Source organism: Streptomyces sp. NBC_00876 (assembly GCF_045207435.1).
Lineage (GTDB): Bacteria > Actinomycetota > Actinomycetes > Streptomycetales > Streptomycetaceae > Streptomyces.
The window spans coordinates 7,389,915-7,406,823 of the sequence record NZ_CP108800.1; the positions used below are offsets into that span (position 1 = coordinate 7,389,915).

The 16,909-nt window shown below is 70.1% G+C and carries 10 protein-coding genes, 1 pseudogene and 1 riboswitch; of the genes and pseudogenes, 4 read left to right on the top strand and 7 right to left on the bottom strand.

The genetic code is table 11. The features are described 5' to 3' along the window. Nucleotides 1-29: 29 nt before the first annotated feature. The 4 genes and pseudogenes from OG782_RS32360 to OG782_RS32375 all read left to right on the top strand — a co-directional run. Nucleotides 30-773: pseudogene (locus OG782_RS32360) on the top strand (SAM-dependent methyltransferase); the annotation flags it as partial. Between the two features lie 178 nt (nucleotides 774-951). After that, entirely contained in the window at nucleotides 952-3,018 is a 2,067-nt protein-coding gene (locus OG782_RS32365; protein WP_406457089.1) for a phosphocholine-specific phospholipase C, read from the top strand. 119 nt (nucleotides 3,019-3,137) lie between these two features. Further along, nucleotides 3,138-3,247, top strand: a riboswitch (SAM riboswitch). Between the two features lie 47 nt (nucleotides 3,248-3,294). Then, a complete protein-coding gene (locus OG782_RS32370) occupies nucleotides 3,295-3,690 on the top strand; it encodes a hypothetical protein (protein WP_406457091.1) in 396 nt (131 codons plus the stop codon). A 508-nt stretch (nucleotides 3,691-4,198) separates the two neighbouring features. Then, nucleotides 4,199-5,206 carry a LacI family DNA-binding transcriptional regulator gene (locus OG782_RS32375; protein WP_406457093.1) on the top strand — a complete coding sequence of 336 codons (1,008 nt, stop codon included), beginning with the start codon at nucleotides 4,199-4,201 and terminating at the stop codon, nucleotides 5,204-5,206. 66 nt (nucleotides 5,207-5,272) lie between these two features. Here the strand turns inward: OG782_RS32375 and OG782_RS32380 are convergent, their stop codons facing one another. The 7 genes from OG782_RS32380 to OG782_RS32410 form a co-directional block, all read right to left on the bottom strand. Then, on the bottom strand, nucleotides 5,273-5,986 hold the full coding sequence (locus tag OG782_RS32380; RefSeq protein WP_406457095.1) for a GH12 family glycosyl hydrolase domain-containing protein: 714 nt from the start codon (nucleotides 5,984-5,986) through the stop codon (nucleotides 5,273-5,275). 44 nt (nucleotides 5,987-6,030) lie between these two features. After that, a complete protein-coding gene (locus tag OG782_RS32385) occupies nucleotides 6,031-8,277 on the bottom strand; it encodes a glycosyl hydrolase family 95 catalytic domain-containing protein (protein WP_406457097.1) in 2,247 nt (748 codons plus the stop codon). Beyond that, nucleotides 8,274-10,250: a beta-galactosidase gene (locus tag OG782_RS32390; RefSeq protein ID WP_406457099.1), complete on the bottom strand. Its 1,977-nt coding sequence runs from the start codon at nucleotides 10,248-10,250 to the stop codon at nucleotides 8,274-8,276. The genes OG782_RS32385 and OG782_RS32390 overlap by 4 nt, the downstream gene beginning before the upstream one ends. A 15-nt stretch (nucleotides 10,251-10,265) precedes the next feature. Continuing rightward, nucleotides 10,266-12,512, bottom strand: coding sequence for a WD40/YVTN/BNR-like repeat-containing protein (locus OG782_RS32395; protein ID WP_406457101.1), 2,247 nt, complete (start codon nucleotides 12,510-12,512; stop codon nucleotides 10,266-10,268). Nucleotides 12,513-12,602: 90 nt separating this feature from the next. Beyond that, entirely contained in the window at nucleotides 12,603-13,574 is a 972-nt protein-coding gene (locus OG782_RS32400) for a carbohydrate ABC transporter permease (protein WP_406457103.1), read from the bottom strand. Beyond that, complete coding sequence (locus OG782_RS32405; RefSeq protein ID WP_406457105.1) at nucleotides 13,571-14,683, bottom strand: ABC transporter permease; 1,113 nt, start codon at nucleotides 14,681-14,683, stop codon at nucleotides 13,571-13,573. Before OG782_RS32405 ends, OG782_RS32400 begins: the two co-directional genes overlap by 4 nt. 100 nt (nucleotides 14,684-14,783) lie before the next feature. Next, nucleotides 14,784-16,457 (bottom strand): extracellular solute-binding protein, encoded by a 1,674-nt coding sequence (locus OG782_RS32410; protein WP_406457107.1) that lies wholly within the window; start codon nucleotides 16,455-16,457, stop codon nucleotides 14,784-14,786. Nucleotides 16,458-16,909: the final 452 nt, after the last annotated feature.

Sequence of the window (16,909 nt, forward strand, 5' to 3'; positions counted from 1 at the left end):
CCGCATCCGTGTATTGCTGAAGTACCTGGGGGAAGAACAACTACCCCGTCGACGAGGAGCTCGGCCGGCGGATCGCCGGGCTTTCGCCCGACACGAAGCGCATCGCCCGGCACAGCCGGTGGTTCATGCACCGTGCCGTGCGGTGGCTCGCCGGGGAGGCGGGGGTCCGGCAGTTCCTCGATATCGGGTCCGGGATTCCCACCGAGCCGAACCTGCACCAGATCGTTCAGGGCGTCGTCCCCGATACGCGGGTGGTGTACGTGGACAACGATCCCATCGTGCGGGCCCACGCCGAAGTCCTGTTGCAGGGCACGGCGGAAGGGGTGACGGCCTACCTCGATGCCGATGTGCGGGAGCCGGAGCGGATTCTGGAGCCGGCGGGCGAGATCCTCGACTTCGAGCGCCCCGTCGCGCTGTCGTTGATCGCGTTGATGCACTTCGTCGCCGATGGTGAGGACGGCGCCGACGGTGCGCACGAGCTGGTGGAGCGGCTCGTCGCGCGGCTCGCTCCCGGCAGCTACCTCGTGCTGTCCCAGCTCACCAGTGACTTCGACCCGGAGAACGTCGAGCAGGGCGTGGCCTCCTACGCCGCGGGCGGGGTGACACTCGTGCCCCGGTCGCGCGCGCGTGTGCGCAGGTTCTTCGAAGGGCTGGAATGGGTCGAACCGGGCGTCGTCCAGGTGGTCGACTGGCACCCGGAGCTCAACCTCCGCGAGCTCCCGGTGGAGACTCAGCCCGTTTCGGTCTACGGGGCTGTGGCCCGGAAACCGTAGGGGCAGGGGAACATTGGCCGGCTGTTCCGATTGGATCCGTTCCGTTCCGGTCCGTTGCCGTCTGTTCGGCCGAAAGCCACCGCGTGCACACTGCACGGGCCTTCCGTAGGCGTGCCGATTCTGGAAAACTCCAGTCGCTTTCGCCCCACGTCCCCTCACCCCGCAGAGGCCCCCACCCATGGCTGAACTGAACCGTCGCCGGCTCCTGCAACTCGCCGGAGGCACCGCAGCCTTCACCGCGTTGTCGTCCAGCATCGCCCGCGCCGCCTCCCTTCCCGCGCGGGGGCGTACCGGAACGCTCCAGGACGTCGAGCACATCGTCGTACTCATGCAGGAGAACCGTTCCTTCGACCACTACTTCGGCACGATGAAGGGTGTACGCGGATACGGTGACCCGCGGCCGGTCACGCTTCCCAGCGGAAAGCCGGTCTGGCACCAGAAGGATCTTCTCGGCAGGGAGGTGCTGCCCTTCCGGCCGCCGGCCGACGATCTCGGGATGCAGTTCCTCCAGGACCTGAACCACGACTGGGCGGGCGGTCACTGGGCGTTCAACAAGGGCGCGTACGACAAGTGGGTGCCTGCCAAGACGGCGACCACGATGGCCCACCTCACCCGTGAGGACATCCCGTTCCACTACGCCCTCGCCGACGCGTTCACCGTCTGCGATGCCTACCACTGCTCGTTCATCGGGTCGACCGACCCGAACCGCTACTACCTGTGGAGCGGATACACCGGGAACGACCGCACCGGTGGCGGTCCCGTGCTCGGCAACGACGAGTCCGGGTACGGCTGGACCACCTACCCCGAGCGCCTGGAGCAGGCCGGGGTGTCGTGGAAGGTCTACCAGGACATCGGCGACGGGCTCGACGCCGACGGGTCCTGGGGGTGGATCGATGATGCCTACCGAGGGACGTACGGCGACAACTCGCTCCTCTACTTCAACAATTATCGCAATGCCGCACCCGGGGATCCGCTCCACGACAAGGCGCGCACGGGAACGGACATCAAGAACGGCGGCGGGCTCCTCGACGACCTGAAGGCCGACATCCAGGCCGGGACGCTTCCGAAGGTGTCGTGGATCGTCGCCCCCGAGGCCTTCAGTGAGCACCCCAACTGGCCCGCGAATTACGGCGCCTGGTACATCGCGCAGGTGCTGGACGCACTGACCGCCGATCCCGAGGTCTGGGGCAGGACGGCTCTCTTCATCACCTACGACGAGAACGACGGCTTCTTCGATCACGTGGTGCCGCCGTTCGTGCCGTCCGGCGCCTCCCAGGGCCTGTCCACCGTGGACACCTCCGCCGACTACTTCCCCGGCGACATCCGGTACGTGGCAGGGCCGTACGGGCTCGGCCAGCGCGTACCCATGATGGTCGTGTCCCCGTGGAGCACCGGCGGGTACGCGTGCTCGGAGGTCTTCGACCACACCTCCGTCATCCGGTTCATGGAGGAGCGCTTCGGTGTGCGCGAGCCCAACATCTCGCCCTGGCGGCGCGCCATCTGCGGCGACCTCACCTCCGCCTTCGACTTCCGCCGTACCGACACCTCGTCGCCCTCGTTGCCGTCGACCGCCGCCTACGAGCCCCCGGACGGCGACCGGCACCCCGACTACAAACCCGCGCCGCCCGCCACCGGCAGTGTGCCCAAGCAGGAGAAGGGGTCCCGTCCCACCCGGCCGCTGCGCTACGCGCCCTTCGTCGACGGCGCCGCCGACCCGGCCACCGGGAAGTTCCGTCTCACCTTCAGCGGCGGTGCGGACGCCGGTGCGCAGTTCCTGGTGACGTCCGCCAACCGGATCGACGGGCCCTGGACGTACACCACCGAGGCGGGGAAGTCGCTGTCGGACGCCTGGAACACCGCCTACTCGCAGGGGGTGACCGACCTCACCGTCCACGGCCCGAACGGCTTCCTGCGTGCCTTCCGGGCCCCCGGCAAGACAGCCGGCCCCGAGGTGACGGCACGTCATACAGCCGTCGGTGGAAAGCTTGAGCTCACCCTGTCCAACGCAGGCTCCGGCGCCGTCCACCTCACCGTCCGCAGCGCGGTCGGATACGGGGGAGCGGCGCAGACCTTCACCGTCGGTGCCGGGGCGACCGTGAAGCACACCCTTGACCTGCGAAGCAGCAAGCGCTGGTACGACGTCACCGTCACCTCCGACGCGGACGCGGGCTTCCTGCGCCGTTTCGCCGGGCACGTCGAGACGGGCGAATCCGGTTCGAGCGACCCGGGTCTCATCACCGGCTGAGTGCGGCGGACCCGGCGGACCGGACGGGACACGTGGGGGTGGCGCCCGGGTACGGGCGCTCCCGTACGTTCCTGACCACCCGTCGGGTCGTGCTGTTCGTGTGGGTTAGAGTTTCCTCGGGTCATGAGTTCCAGCGCACAGCCCCGGCTTGCTGGACGGCACCCCGCTCCGCTGCGGGTGCTCCGGGTGACGACCTGCCCCGTGCGCAGGGCACGGGGAACAGCGGACCGCGGTGCAGGGCACTCGGGGTCCCACAACCCGGAAGGCGAGCCCGTCATGCTGCGTCATCTCCCCCAGAACGACTCCGTCCTGAACGACGGCTGCGCACGGTACGCCGCGGGCCACCATGTGCACTGGATCCACGCCAAGAAGTGCCGGCAGGAGCCCGGGCAGGCCGTCGAGATCCTGCTCACCGCGGGCGACGTCCGTGACGACGGATGGGTCGAACTGCGGCCCGCCTTCGACTACGCGGGACACCTCCCCGAGGTGTGGACCCATGCGCCGGACGTGCTGCGGACGAGGCTCGCCGGTCACCGCGGACGCGTGTACTGGCTGGAGCTGTGGCATGCGCTGAAGCTCGTCGACGCCGGCGGCAAGGTGGAGGGACTGGTCAACGTCGGGTTCGAGGGCGGGGTCCTGTGCGACGCCGCGCGCGGCGGCGGACAGGCGTAGATCCACGGCTGGACCGGGCCGCAGAGCGAGGGGTCGCAATCGGGTCACCGCACACCGAGCGGGGGAGCGGGTTCTCCTGGAAGGACGACCGGTTCGCGGAGTACCGCAACGACGGACCGGGCTCCGGTGCGGGCAGCGGCGACCGGCCGCAGCTCACCGATGCCGGTGCGGCCGGTCAGGAGATCGCCGACTGACTGGGCGACTGGACACCGCCGGCGGCCCGAGGCGCGCAGTCACCCGGTCCCGCTGATGTTCCGAACCGGGTGTCCGGCATATCGTGGCGGTAGCCCCATGGCTGCTGCCATGGCCGGAACGAGCGGGAGGCGATGAGTCGAAGCGCTTCGACGCTGCTATGGACACGCTGTGTGTGCGGGTCTAGTCTCGCATCATCTGCGCATGTCGCAGGCGGAGGGTGGCCAGTCGAAGCGCTTCGCCTCATCTGGCCGAACTGTCGCAGCAGGCCGGTATGCGTGCCGGTGTCCGACGTCGTCACGTGATGGAGAGCTGAATGGTCACCCTGGCCGAGGTCGCGCAGCATGCCGGAGTCTCGGCGAGCACGGTGAGCTACGTCCTCAGTGGGAAACGCTCCATCTCGGTGCCCACCAGGCAGCGCGTGGAGCAGAGCATCCAGCAGCTCGGCTACCACCCCAACGCCGGTGCGCGGGCGCTGGCGAGCAGCCGGTCGAACATCATCGCGCTGATGGTCCCCCTGCGTACCGACATGTACGTCCCCGTGATGATGGAGATCGCCATCGCGGTTGCCACCACGGCCCGTACCCACGGCTACGACGTCCTGCTCCTCACCGGGGAGGAGGGCCCCGCGGCGGTGCGGCGCATCGCGGGCAGCTCGCTCGCCGACGCGATGATCCTGATGGACGTCGAACTGCACGACGAGCGGCTGCCGTTGCTGCGCGAGACCGACCGCGCGGCCGTGCTCATCGGACTGCCCGCCGACACCGACGGGCTGACCTGTGTGGATCTCGACTTCGAGGCGACCGGAGCGCTCTGCGTGGAGCACCTCGCCGGCCTCGGTCATCGCGAGGTCGCCGTGATCGGCGAGGCGGCCGCCGTATACGAGCGGCACACCGGCTTCGCCGAGCGGACCGTCGACGGAGTGCGTGCCAAGGCGCAGGAGACCGGCGTGCGGGTGCTGCACCGGCCCTGCGAGGGCGGCTACCCGGCGATGGCCCAGACCCTGTCGCGGATATTCGACGAGCGTCCCGGCACCACCGGGTTCATCGTGCAGAACGAGTCGGCGGTGGAGCCGCTGCTCAACCTGCTGAGGCAGCAGGGCCGGGCCGTCCCCGAGGACGTGTCGGTGGTCGCGATCTGTCCCGAGCAGGTGGCCTCGCAGGCCTCGGTACGGCTCACCTCGGTGGCCATCCCCGCGCAGGAGATGGGGCGCCGCTCGGTCGAGCAGGTCGTCGCCAAGCTCTCCGGCCGCGGCACGGACGAAGTCGAGCTGCTGGCGCCGGAACTGACGGTGCGGGAGAGTACCGGCCCCGCCCCGAAGTAGTCCTGGCGCCCCACCCGAGCGCGCGAGCCGGCCCCCGTGCGGGGGCCGGCTCCTTGTGCGTACGGATCAGCTCGAGGAGACACCGAATCCGTTCGTGGTGAAGTCCAGTCCGCCCGGCGACGAGGTGATCTCGTAGCCGAACTGGACGTCACCGATGGTCTCGTTGCCCCACCAGCCCTTGGTGTCCTTGATCCACTTCAGGATCGGCAGGATGTCCACCGATCCCGACGTGGAGTCCGAGGTGCGCAGGAACGAGAAGACCTGGTTGGCCCCGTTGTCGCCCTTGTAGACGGTCCAGGTGTGACCGCCGAGCGTCAGCGTTCCCTGCGAGGTGCCGAGCGGGCCCACGGCGCCGTTGTAGTTGACCCAGAGCATGACCTCGTAGTCGTAGTCGCTGTCCCAGATGTCGTACGAGGTGTTGTACGCGCCGGACGACGGGACGGTGACGTTGTAGTTGCTGGTGAGCGACGACAGCGAGGTGATGGACTTGCCGACCACCTTCTTCGCGTTGGGGTACGACTTGATGCCGCCCGTGTTCGGGTGGTCGGCCCGAACACCCCAGTTGCTGGAGGAGTTGGCCCAGATGGACTGCGAACCTGCGCCGGAACCCCAGATGTTGTTGTAGAGGGTGTATCCGTCGGACGTGGTGTAGTTGCCCCACTGGTCCGAGGAGGACCAGATCGCGGCCTGAGCGGGGGCGGCGGCGAAGCCGATGAGGGCCGCCACTGCCGTCGCCGAGGCCGTCGCGAACCTGCTGAGCGTGCGGGTACGTCGTGCCATGGTTGTCCCTTCCATGGTGGGGGGGGGATGGGGTGGGGGGAGTGCTACCGCGGTCTCAGGTCGAGAACGCGGTCCACGCCGGCCGTCAGCTCCAGCAGGGCCGAGGGGGTTCCGGCGGAGGATTCGGTGAGGGTGCTCCCGTCGCCCGTACGGACATCGATCCGGGCGTCACGGGTGGGGCGCAGCACCGCGGTCGCGGTGCCGTCGGCGCGCCAGCGCAGATCCAGTCCGGCGCCGAACCTGGTCCGCACGCCGCGCAGTTCACCGCTCGGGCAGCCGGCCAGCGGTGCGGGAATCAGGACCAGTCGGCCGGGTGTCGACTGGACGAGCGACTCGATGACCGCCGCGGGCAGCGCATGGGCGGCGTCCGCGTTGTAGACGTTGCGGGACGGATAGTGCGCACTCATCAGCGAGTCGTGGAAGAAGTCGCCCGCCAGCACGGCGTTCAGCGCGGCCGAGGCGCGGGGAGCGTCCCGCAGCCGTGCGGCGACCAGCGCGTGGTGCAGATGGCCGTGGGCGGAGTCGTTCTCCGATCCGCGCAGTTCCAGTGCGCGGTGCGCGGCGGCCGACAGATCAGGAGCGTCGTACGGATTGATCGCGTCCAGCGGCCACACCGGGTAGAGGTGGCTGAGATGGCGGTGGTCGTAGTTCTCCTCCAGGCCCGGCCACGCCCACTCGGCCAGCGCTCCGTCCTCGTTGACCCGGTAGTCCGGGAGCCTGTCCGCGAGCGCCCGCCGCCGGGCCGAGGCCGGATCGGCGGGGGAGAGGCCGGCCGATGCGGTGAGCGCGTGGCGGGCCGCCGCGAGGTCCATCGTCGCGTTCACCGTTCCCCAGCCGGCGTTGGCAGGACGGTTCTCCGGCGAGTACGAGGGCACGACGGCCACGGTCCCGTCGGGGGCGGTCCGCGTCAGGAAGTCCTCGTAGAACAGGGCGGCCTCGTGCAGCGCGCCGATCAGCCGCGGGTCCGTCACCCCGTTCGTCTCGGCATGCTCGATCAGCGGCTCCAGGAGCCAGTCCGCGCCCGCCGTCCACAGGTGCAGCGGATACGCGCGCTGGAAATGGCGGGTGTGGCCGGACTCGCCGTCGGTGTGGGACGGGGCCACGATGCCGCGCGCCCCGAAGATCGCCCGGGCGTTGTCCCGCCAGTCGGCCAGCTGCCCGTACACCAGGGCGGCATGCGCCTCGGACACCTCGGGCAGCGCCGCGGCTGCCGCCGAGGCGACCTGGAGGTTGAGGTTGGCGTTGGTCGTGAACGCCCCCGACCAGGCGGTGTCCCAGTCGCCCGTCCACAGGCCGGTCAGCCGGGGCGGCAGGATGCCGGAGGAGGAGAACAGGTGGTACCGCCCCGCCGCGAACAGCCGCTCCAGCAGGGCAGGGCTGCCTGGCCGCCGCACCAGTTCGCTGCCGGGCAGGGCGCGTTCGGCCGGATCCGCGTCCAGGGTCAGAGAGGCCCGCTCGAAGGCCGGGCGGTGCAGCGGGCGGTGCCGGGCGAGGAGGGCAGGGTAGTCGTCGTGCGGCAGCGCGGCACACTCCGCCGCGAGGTCGAGGCTCCCCGCATGGCGCCGCACCCGGGTGAGCAGCAGCAGGCTCCGCGCGCCCTCGATCCGGATGCCCTCGCCCGCGACCGACACCTTGCCGCCGTCCGCCCGGACCACGGCCACCCCGGTGTACGCGAGCTCGCTGTCCGGGTAGCCCACCCGCAGCGCCAGCCGTCCGCCACCCGGCGTCAGTACGGTGCTGCGCCCGATGGCCAGGTGCGGCGGAGCCCCCGGCAGGGCATGGTCCAGCGTCAGGTCCACCGCGAGCCCGGGGCCGGTGACGCACTGGACGATCACGTCGTCCGCGCGCGAGACGAAGACCTGGCTGCGGCGGCCCTCGCACACCGCCGAGATCTCACCCGTGGCGAAGTCGACTGTGCGGCGGTAGCCCGCGGGGAGGTCCGCCGTCGGCGTACCGCCATCGGGGGTGGGGCGGATACGGGTCTGGAACGCGGGATGGAAGGGCTGCACCCACACCAGCGGCCGGCCCGCGCCGAACCGCTCGGCGGCCGTGGTGTCCCCGGCGAGCAAGGCGTTTCGCAGCCCGTCCAGCCGGTCCGCGAGCTCGGGCGGGCGGACGTGCTCGCTGCCGTTGGGGCGGACCAGTGTGTGGTGGTTGACGATGACCCGGTCGTCGGCCGGATCCCCGTACACCATGGCGCCGTGCCGGCCGTTGCCGCCGAGGAAGGCGTCCTCCCAGCGGGTGGCGGGACGCGGCTCCCACGTCCCGTCGATGTGCGTGCGGCCGGTCATGGCGCGGCTCTGCGCAGCACGGCCACACCGTAGCGGCCCAGCTCCACCCGGCCGTCGGCCGTCCGGCCGGTCAGCAGGTCCTCGTACACACCCGGCACGGTCACGGTGACCGTCTCCCGCCCGTGGTGGAGCAGGAAGAGCAGCTCGCCGCGGCGGACCGCCTCCACGCCGTCGGGCAGCCCGGCCAGGACGGGCTCCACGCCGGCCTCCCGCACCACGTCCCCGAGCAGGGTGCGCAGCGCCGCCGGTTCCGGCAGCGTCGACACGTACACGGCGCGGCCCCGGCGCAACACCGCGGGCAGCCCGGACAGTTCGCCTTCTCGGTAGGAGGCCACCACCTCGGTGCCGGCCTCCGCCTCCAGCTCCTCCGACCACAGACCGCCCCGGAAGCCGTCGCACTCCACGGTCGTGCCCGCGTCGAGCGGCCACCATTCGTGGAGCGTCCGGATCCCGAACAGCTCGCGCAGCCGCGCGTCAATCCCGCCCGGCCTGATCCGGTCGTCGACATCGGCGATCCCGCTGAAGAAGCCGCAGACCAGCCTGCCGCCCCCGTGCACATAGGCCACGAGATTGTCGATCGCCGCGTCGGTGAGGAGATAGAGATGCGGTACGGCGACGGCCTTGAACCCGCTCAGATCCGCCTCGGGGCGCGCGAACTCCGTGACGACGCCGTTCTCCCACAGCGCCCGGTGCCAGCGCTGCACGACCTCGGTGTAGTCCAGCAGCGAGGACGGCCTGCCCTCCTGCGCACCCGCCCACCATGAGTCCCAGTCGTGCAGGATCGCGACGTCGGCCGGTACGTCGCTGCCGCCGACGGCCGGGCCGATCGTGGCGAGTTCCGCGCCGAGCCGCTTCACCTCGCGGAAGGTGCGGCCCTGTTCGCCGGCATGGGTGAGCATCCCGGAGTGGAACTTCTCCGATCCCTGCCGGGACTGGCGCCACTGGAAGTAGCAGACGGCGTCCGCGCCGCGTGCCACCGACTGGAGCGACCAGAGCCTGTTGAGGCCGGCCGGCTTGGGGTGGTTGACGCCCCGCCAGTTGACCGGTCCCGCGGCCTGCTCCATCAGCATCCACGGACCGGCGGCCTGCGAGCGCGTCATGTCGGCGAGCATCGCGTTGTACTGGCCGCCCTGCGGATCCCGGGGGTCGGGGTAGATGTCGACGGAGACGATGTCCTCCTGCGCCGACCAGGCCCAGGCGTCCTGCCCCGACCACAGCGGCATGAAGTTCGTCGTCACAGGGATGTGCGGGGTGTGCCGGGCCACGATGTCACGCTCGGCGACGTAGCACTCCATCAGCGCGTCCGAGGTGAACCGCTTGAAGTCCAGCACCTGCGCCGGGTTCTTCATGTACTGCGCCTTGCGCGGCGGCAGGATCTCGGTCCAGGAGTCGTAGCGCTGGCTCCAGAACGCCGTGCCCCACGCCTCGTTGAGCGCGTCGAGCGTGCCGTACCGGCTGCGCAGCCACCGGCGGAAGTGGGCTGCGGTCTCGTCGCACCAGCAGTGGGTGCAGTACTCGTTGTTGATGTGCCACACCGTGAGCGCGGGGTGGTCCGCGTACCGCGCCGCGAGGTCCTCGGTGAGGGCGGCGGCGTAGCGCCGGTAGACGGGAGAACTGGCACAGAACTGCTGGCGAGAGCCGTACCAGACGACCGAGCCGTCCTCGGTGCGCGGCAGGGTCTCCGGGTGCCGCGCCCCCATCCACGGCGGCGGTGATGCCGTCGGGGTGGCGAGCACGACGCCGATCCCGTGCGCGTGCATCAGGTCCATCAGCCGGTCCAGCCAGCCGAACTCCCGGGCTCCTGGGCGTGGTTCGAGTCTCGCCCAGGAGAAGACGCCGAGGGTGACGGAGTTGACCCCGGCCTCCCACATCAGCCGGGCGTCGTCCTCCCACACCTCCTCGGGCCACTGCTCGGGGTTGTAGTCGCCTCCGAAGAGGATGCGGCCACGGGCTGCGTCGCGCAGGGACGGCATGGCGGATCTCGTTCCTTACTGGGGTTGTGCGTACTGGATGCCGCGGCCATTGGTGCCCAGATAGGCGAGGCCGTGGACGCGGGGGTCGCCGGTGATCACTTCGCCGGTCCAGCCCCACTGGTGCGAGTCGTCGTTGATCCGGACCCAGGTGGCGCCCGCGTCGTCGGAACGCAGCACCGCCACGCCGGGAGACGTGGCGGAGACCCTGCCGGTCTGGAAGACGGCCGGGTAGCCGGCGCCGGGCCGCCCGCGGTCCTTCACGGGGGCCGCCCGGCCGAATCCCAGTGCGTGCGAGGCCTGGCAGCCGGCCACCGCGGTGAACGTCGTCCCGCCGTCCGTCGAACGGAACAGTCCGTTGTCCTTCGCGGAGAGCCACAGGTCGCCGCTGCGTCCGGGTGCCGCCGCCACCTTGAACTGCACGTCACCGGAGGGGAGTCCGGTCGCACCACGGGTGAAGGTCGCACCGTCGTCCGTCGAGCAGAAGACCGCCCCGGTGTCGGTGTCGTAGACGTAGAAGCGCCGGGGGTCGAGCGGATCGGCGACCGGGGTACCGCCCTTGGGGAACGTGGCGACCTCGGTCCAGCTCGCACCGCCGTCGGTGGAACGGTGCGCGGGGTACTTGGTGCCGTCCCAGTGGATGAACGACCAGAGCAGGACCGACCCGTCCGCCGAGACCGCGACAGGTCCGGGTGCCGAGGGCGCGATCTCCGGCTGGGCGGCGAACGGCTGCCAGCTCCGGCCGCCGTCGTCCGAGAACGCTCCGGCGGAGTCCGATCCGGAGGGCCAGCCCGTGCGCACGACGTACGAGGGATTGAGCGCGGCCAGGGCGAGACCGGTGGCCGTGCCGAAGACGGGGTTCGACGCCATGCCGCGGGACGGGGACGTGGTCAGCGAGTCGTGATACATCACCCCGATGTCGCCCAGGCCGCTGAGGAGGCGGGCGCCCTTCCCGGGCGGGGCGAGCAGGAACCGTACCGCCGACTCCTCCAGTCCCCTGATCTCCGGGGCCCAGTGGACGAGGTCGCGGGTACCGAAGACCGTGGCGCCGGTCCCGAACACGATGTGCCGCGAGTCGAACGGATCGACGGCCACGGCCTGGATCCACCAGCCGAACTTGGCCGCCTCCCCGCCCCAGCGCAGATAGGGGGTCTCGGCGACATCGAGGATGGCGGTGTCCTTCAGTGAGGTCCAGCTCGCACCGCCGTCGGTGGTACGGAACACCGTGTCGATCTGCGACCAGCGGTTGTTGGTGGTGACGACGAGCGTGCCGGCGCGGCGCGCGTCGACGGCGACACCGCCGTAGCCGAAGCCGTCACCGGCCGCGGCGTCGGGCCTCACCGGGGTGACCTCGCTCCAGGTGTCCGTGGTCGTGTCCAGCCGGTGGACCGATCCGTCGGACTGTCCGTTGGGGCCCGGGGCGTCCGCATAGGTGACGTACAGGGCACGGTCGCGGGCGTCGTACGCGGCACGGATCGGCACCTTCGTCGACGTGCCGCCGGACGGCTGACCGGGCACGGCCTCCCAGCCGCCGGAACCGTTGCTGCGGTAGAGCGCGCTGCCGCCGTCACCCCAGCCCGCGTACACCGCCCGGCCCGCGGCGGCGAGGAACACGACACCCTGGCCGCCCGCCGAAGCGGTGGCCGGGAAATCGACGGGCGCCCAGGTCGCACCACGGTCGGTGGAGCGCAGCAGCCCGTCGTGCCGGGTGCCGAGCCACAGCGTGTCGCTGTCCAGCGGGTCCACGAGCAGCCGCTCGCCGGCGCCGCGCCCGTCCTCGTTGGCGCCGAGGCGCACCGTCAGGTCGGCGCGCTGCCAGGTCGTGCCCCGGTCCTCGGAGCGGAGCACCGCGCCGGGGCCCGCCCACGACTGGGCGTACGTACCGCAGGCCAGATAGAGGCGGTCCGGGTGTGCCGGGTCGACGGCCAGGGCCTCGATGCCGAGCAGATTCCAGTCGTCCCAGCCGATGTGGTCGGTGAGCGCGGTCCAGCGGGCCGTCGCGTCGTCCCAGCGGTAGGCGCCGCCGATATCGGTACGGGCGTAAGCCAGTCCCTTCACGGAAGGGTGGAACAGCACCCCGGTGACGAATCCCGTGCCGCCGATCGCGGAGGTCCGCCAGCGATGGGGCTCGGTGGTGAGGTCGTGACGGTGCTTCGAGGCGGCTGCGGCGGGGCCGGCGACCGGCAGGGCCGCGGCAGCCGCGGCAACGGCCGTCGCGGCGAGCACGGTTCTGCGGCTGGGCGTGGGCGCGGAGGAAGCGCGCATGGCGAACACCTTCCGGACAGGGGGAGAGGAGGAAGAAGCGGGGGCCGGTACCGGGAACGGCACGGACCGGCCCCTGCGGCGCGGCAGGGATCAGCCCTTGACGGCGCCGGTGAGCATGCCCTTCTGGAAGTGCTTCTGGACGAACGGCGACAGGATCGCGACCGGGATCAGCGCGAGGATCATGACCGCCATCTGCACGGCGAGGCTGTTGATCGACCCGTTGCTCACCGCCGCGCCCATGGCGCCGGGCGGCACCTGGTGCTGGAGGACCAGCTGGCGCAGGATCATCTGGAGCGGGTACTTCTCGCTGTCCTGGATGTAGAGCATCGCGTTGAACCACTGGCTCCAGTAGCCCACCGCGTAGAAGAGCGAGATCACCGCGATGACCGCGCGGGAGAGCGGCATGATGATCTGGAGCAGGATGCGCCACTCGCCGGCGCCGTCGATGCGGGCCGCGTCGATGAGTTCGGGCGCGGTGTCCATGAAGAAGCCGCGCAGGACCAGCACGTTGAAGACACTGATCGCACTGGGCAGGATCATCGACCAGTAGCTGTCGCTCAGCCCGATGCCCGTCACCAGCAGATAGGTGGGGATGAGCCCGGCGCCGAAGAACATCGTCGCCATCAGGGTCATCAGCAGCGGACGGTGGGCGTACGAGTCGCGGCGGCTGAGCCCGTAGGCGCACAGGATCGAGACCCCCATGCTGACCACGGTCCCGACGACGGTCAGGCCCACGCTCACGGCCGCCGCGCGGGTCACCGCGCCGCCGCTCAGGAGTTCCCTGTACGCGACGAAGGTGATGTGCCGGGGCCACACGACCAGGCCGCCCGCGTCGTTGATGGTCCTGGTGTCGGAGACACTGGTGACCAGCACCACCCAGATCGGGATGATCACGATCGCGCAGATCGCGACGAGACCGAAGCCCTTGAAGGCGAGCCCCGCCTTGGTGGGCTCCTCCTCCCACACGGGGCGGGGTTCCATGCGCAGGGCGCGCTGGAACGGTGTCTGCCCCCGGGGCGAGGCGTCTGCCGGGTCCTTCTCGAGTTCCAGGAGAGTTGTCATTTCTTGGAGTACACCCCCTGTTCGCCCAGCATGTGGGCGACCTTGTTGGCACCCAGCACCATGGCGACGCTGAACAAGCCCTTGAAGATGCCGGCGGCGGCCGCGTAACCGAAGTCGCCGGTCTTGATGCCCGTCCACCAGATGTAGGTGTCGAGGATTTCCGAAGCGCCGGCGCCGACCTGGTCACGCTGGAGCAGGATCTGCTCGAAGTCGAGGTTGAGCGCGCTGCCGACCCGCAGGACGAGAAGGAGCGCGATCACCGGACGCAGGGCGGGCAGCGTGACGTGCCACATACGGCGCCAGCGGCCCGCGCCGTCCACGGCAGCGGCCTCGTACAGGTCGGTGTTGACGGCGGCCAGCGCGGCCAGGAAGACGATCACGCCCCAGCCGGCGTCCTTCCACACGGCCTGGGCGCTGACCAGGAACTTGAAGAAGCCCGGATTGGTCATCAGGTCGAAGCCCTCATGACCGTGTTCACGCAGCCACTGGGCGACCAGCCCCGCGCCGCCGAACATCTGCTGGAAGACGGTGACGACGAGCACCCAGGAGAAGAAGTGCGGCAGATAGACGACCGCCTGGACCCAGGCCCGGACCCGCGCGCTCATGATCGTATTGAGCAGCAGCGCGATGGCGATCGGGATGGGGAAGAAGAGGACGAGCTGGGTGACGAAGATGACCAGGGTGTTGGTGAGGACCTCCCAGAAGCGGTAGTCCTCGAAGATCCGGGTGAAGTTGTCGAAGCCGACGAACGGGCTGCCGGTGATGCCCAGGTCGTACACGTCGTAGTCCTGGAAGGCCACGATGTTCCCGAGCAACGGGATGTAGTTGAAGATCAGCAGCAGCGCGATGGCCGGCAGCGTCATCAGCACCAGGGTGCGGTCGCGCCGCAGCCGTTGGCGCCAGGTGATGCCGCCCGCCTGCGGGACGGTCCAGGCCGGTCTCCTCCTCGTCGTACGGGTACGGCCGGTGCCGGCCGCCCTGGACCCGTCCGCCCGTCCGCCGCTCTCGTCCCTGCCGTCACCGTCGCCGTCACCGCTGCCGCCCGCCGGGGCGCCGGCCCCGTCGGCGGTGCGGTCCGGGTCGGTCGCGACCGTGGCCCGTGGCTTCACCGTGTGCTCCCCATGTCGTGCTCTCCGCCCCGGCCGCCGGGGATCGTGCGCCCGGCGGCCCTCGTGCTGTCCTGCGTACGGTCGATGCGCGTCGTACGCGTCAGTTGCCGGAGCCGTTCTTGTCGAGAATGTCCTGGTACCAGGCGCGCAGCTTGTCGCCGCCGCTCTTCTTCCAGGTGTTCACCGCTTCGTCGACGTCGCTGACCTTCTTGCGGCCGCGGCGGATGTCCTTCTGGAGGTCGTCGAAGGGCGTGTACAGGGAGGCGTACCGCTGCGGTTCGACGACCTGCATGCCGAAGAAGAGGGGCTTCTTGATGTTCGGGGCCTGGCGCGCCATCCAGCCCGCGTAGTCCTTGGCCAGCTGCGGCTGGTCCGGGTAGGCGATGGCGGTCGGCGGTGAGGCGAGGAACAGGAAGGTGGAGGGCTGGGCCTCCTGGACACCCTGCGGGGTGTAGGTCGGCGCCCCGTCCTTGAGGGTGTAGTGGGTGCCCTTCACGCCGTAGTTGGTGAGCATGAACTCCTCGGTGCCGTACGGCGCCGCCGCGTAGTCGGCGATCGCGAGGAACTCCTCGATCCGCGCCTTGGGCAGCTTCTTGCTGAGGAAGGTGAAGATGCCCGCCGGGTCGTCCTGCCACAGGACCGGCCTGCCGCCGTCCTGGTTGAAGAAGTCCAGCGCCTGCATGTCGAACTTCGGGTTGGCGGCCGCCTGTTCGGTGACCATCCCCTTCCAGCCGCCGGTGCCGTCGTTGTACATCATCACGTGTCCGCTGGTGAAGCGGATCTTGGAGTCGGCGTCCTTGTTGGCCTCGGCGTCCGGGTGGACGTACCCGCCGTCGTGGAGCTTGCGGGCGAAGGCGAGGGCCTCGCGGTACTCCTTCGTCTCGACCTTGTGGACCAGCTTGCCGTTCTCCAGCTGCCAGTAGTGCGGGGCGTCGGGCAGCAGGCCGTAGATCTTCTGGATGCAGGTCCAGAGGTCGTCGAAGGCCCACACCTTCTTCTTGGCGTCGGTGTACTCCTTGCCGAAGGCCAGCAGGTCGTCCGCGCTCGCCGGGACGGCGCCGGAGCCGATCAGGTCCTTGCGGTAGAAGATCGCGTTGCCGATGACCGGCGTCGGCATGGGCAGGCCGCGCAGCTTGCCGCCGAAGACCGAGTACTGCCAGGCGCCCGTCGGGATGTTCGCCAGGTTCGGGTACTTCTTGACGGCGTCGCCCGCCAGGTAGGGCGACAGGTCCGCGAACTTGGCGCTGATCGCGTTGCGGATCTGCCCCTGCATGTTCCAGCCCGGGATGGTCATGACGTCCGGGATGTCCGAACCGGCGAGGACCGCGCCGATCTTGTCCTGGTAGGTGTTGCCGTCCTGCGGGTCGAAGTCGAGCGTGGCGCCGACGGCCTTGTTCACGGCCGCGTAGTACGGGTTGTTCTTCTTCGGGACGGTGCCCCACAGCGGCGTCATGACCCGGAACTCCGAGCCCTTGCCCGGGACCGACTTCACCGAGACGGCCAGCGGGTCGGGCAGCTTGGTGAAGCCGGGGCTCGAACCGTTGACGCTCGCGACATCGGGCTGGACCAGGTTCAGCGGGGCGTAGGACGGCACAACCTTCTTGAGTGCCTTGCCCGTTGTCGTGCCCTCCTTGGCCCCGGAACCTGAACCGGAGCCACCGCACGCGGCGAGCAGCGGCACCCCGCCGGCCACGGCGACAGCGGCGACCGCGCTCGTGGCGAGGAAGCTTCTCCGGCTCGGAGCCGCGGAGGAGGGGGAGGAATTCGGCGTCATTGCGTCAACCCTTCGAGGCGCACCAGGACGACACGTGGCGGGCGACCGCCGTTCGGTTCCTGTGTCTGAGGTGGAGCGTTACTGGCTGAGCCGGTGAGACCGGCCGCAGGTGAAGCGGTTCAACAGGGAGGCGGCAGAGCTTGTCGCCGTCCCGGAAACTCAAGGGCGCCGGGCGCCCCGTCGAAGCTCTGTCGAAGCGCTTCGATGTTGCAGCGAGGTTAAGTGAAGGGCTCCGGCCGCACAAGAGTCCGTTTCCAGATTCCTCCGACCTGTTTCCGAACCGTTTCCTGAGGTGCGGGGAGCGTGCCACGCCCGGAGGTCAAGGGTGGGGCCTTGACACGCACGGGGTCGGACGCAGAGCATCGAAGCGCTTCGAAGGATCTTCTGATGCCCCTCGGGGGCTCGTACGAGGCACTGGCACCGGAATACCTCCCACCTCTCCAAGGGGACCC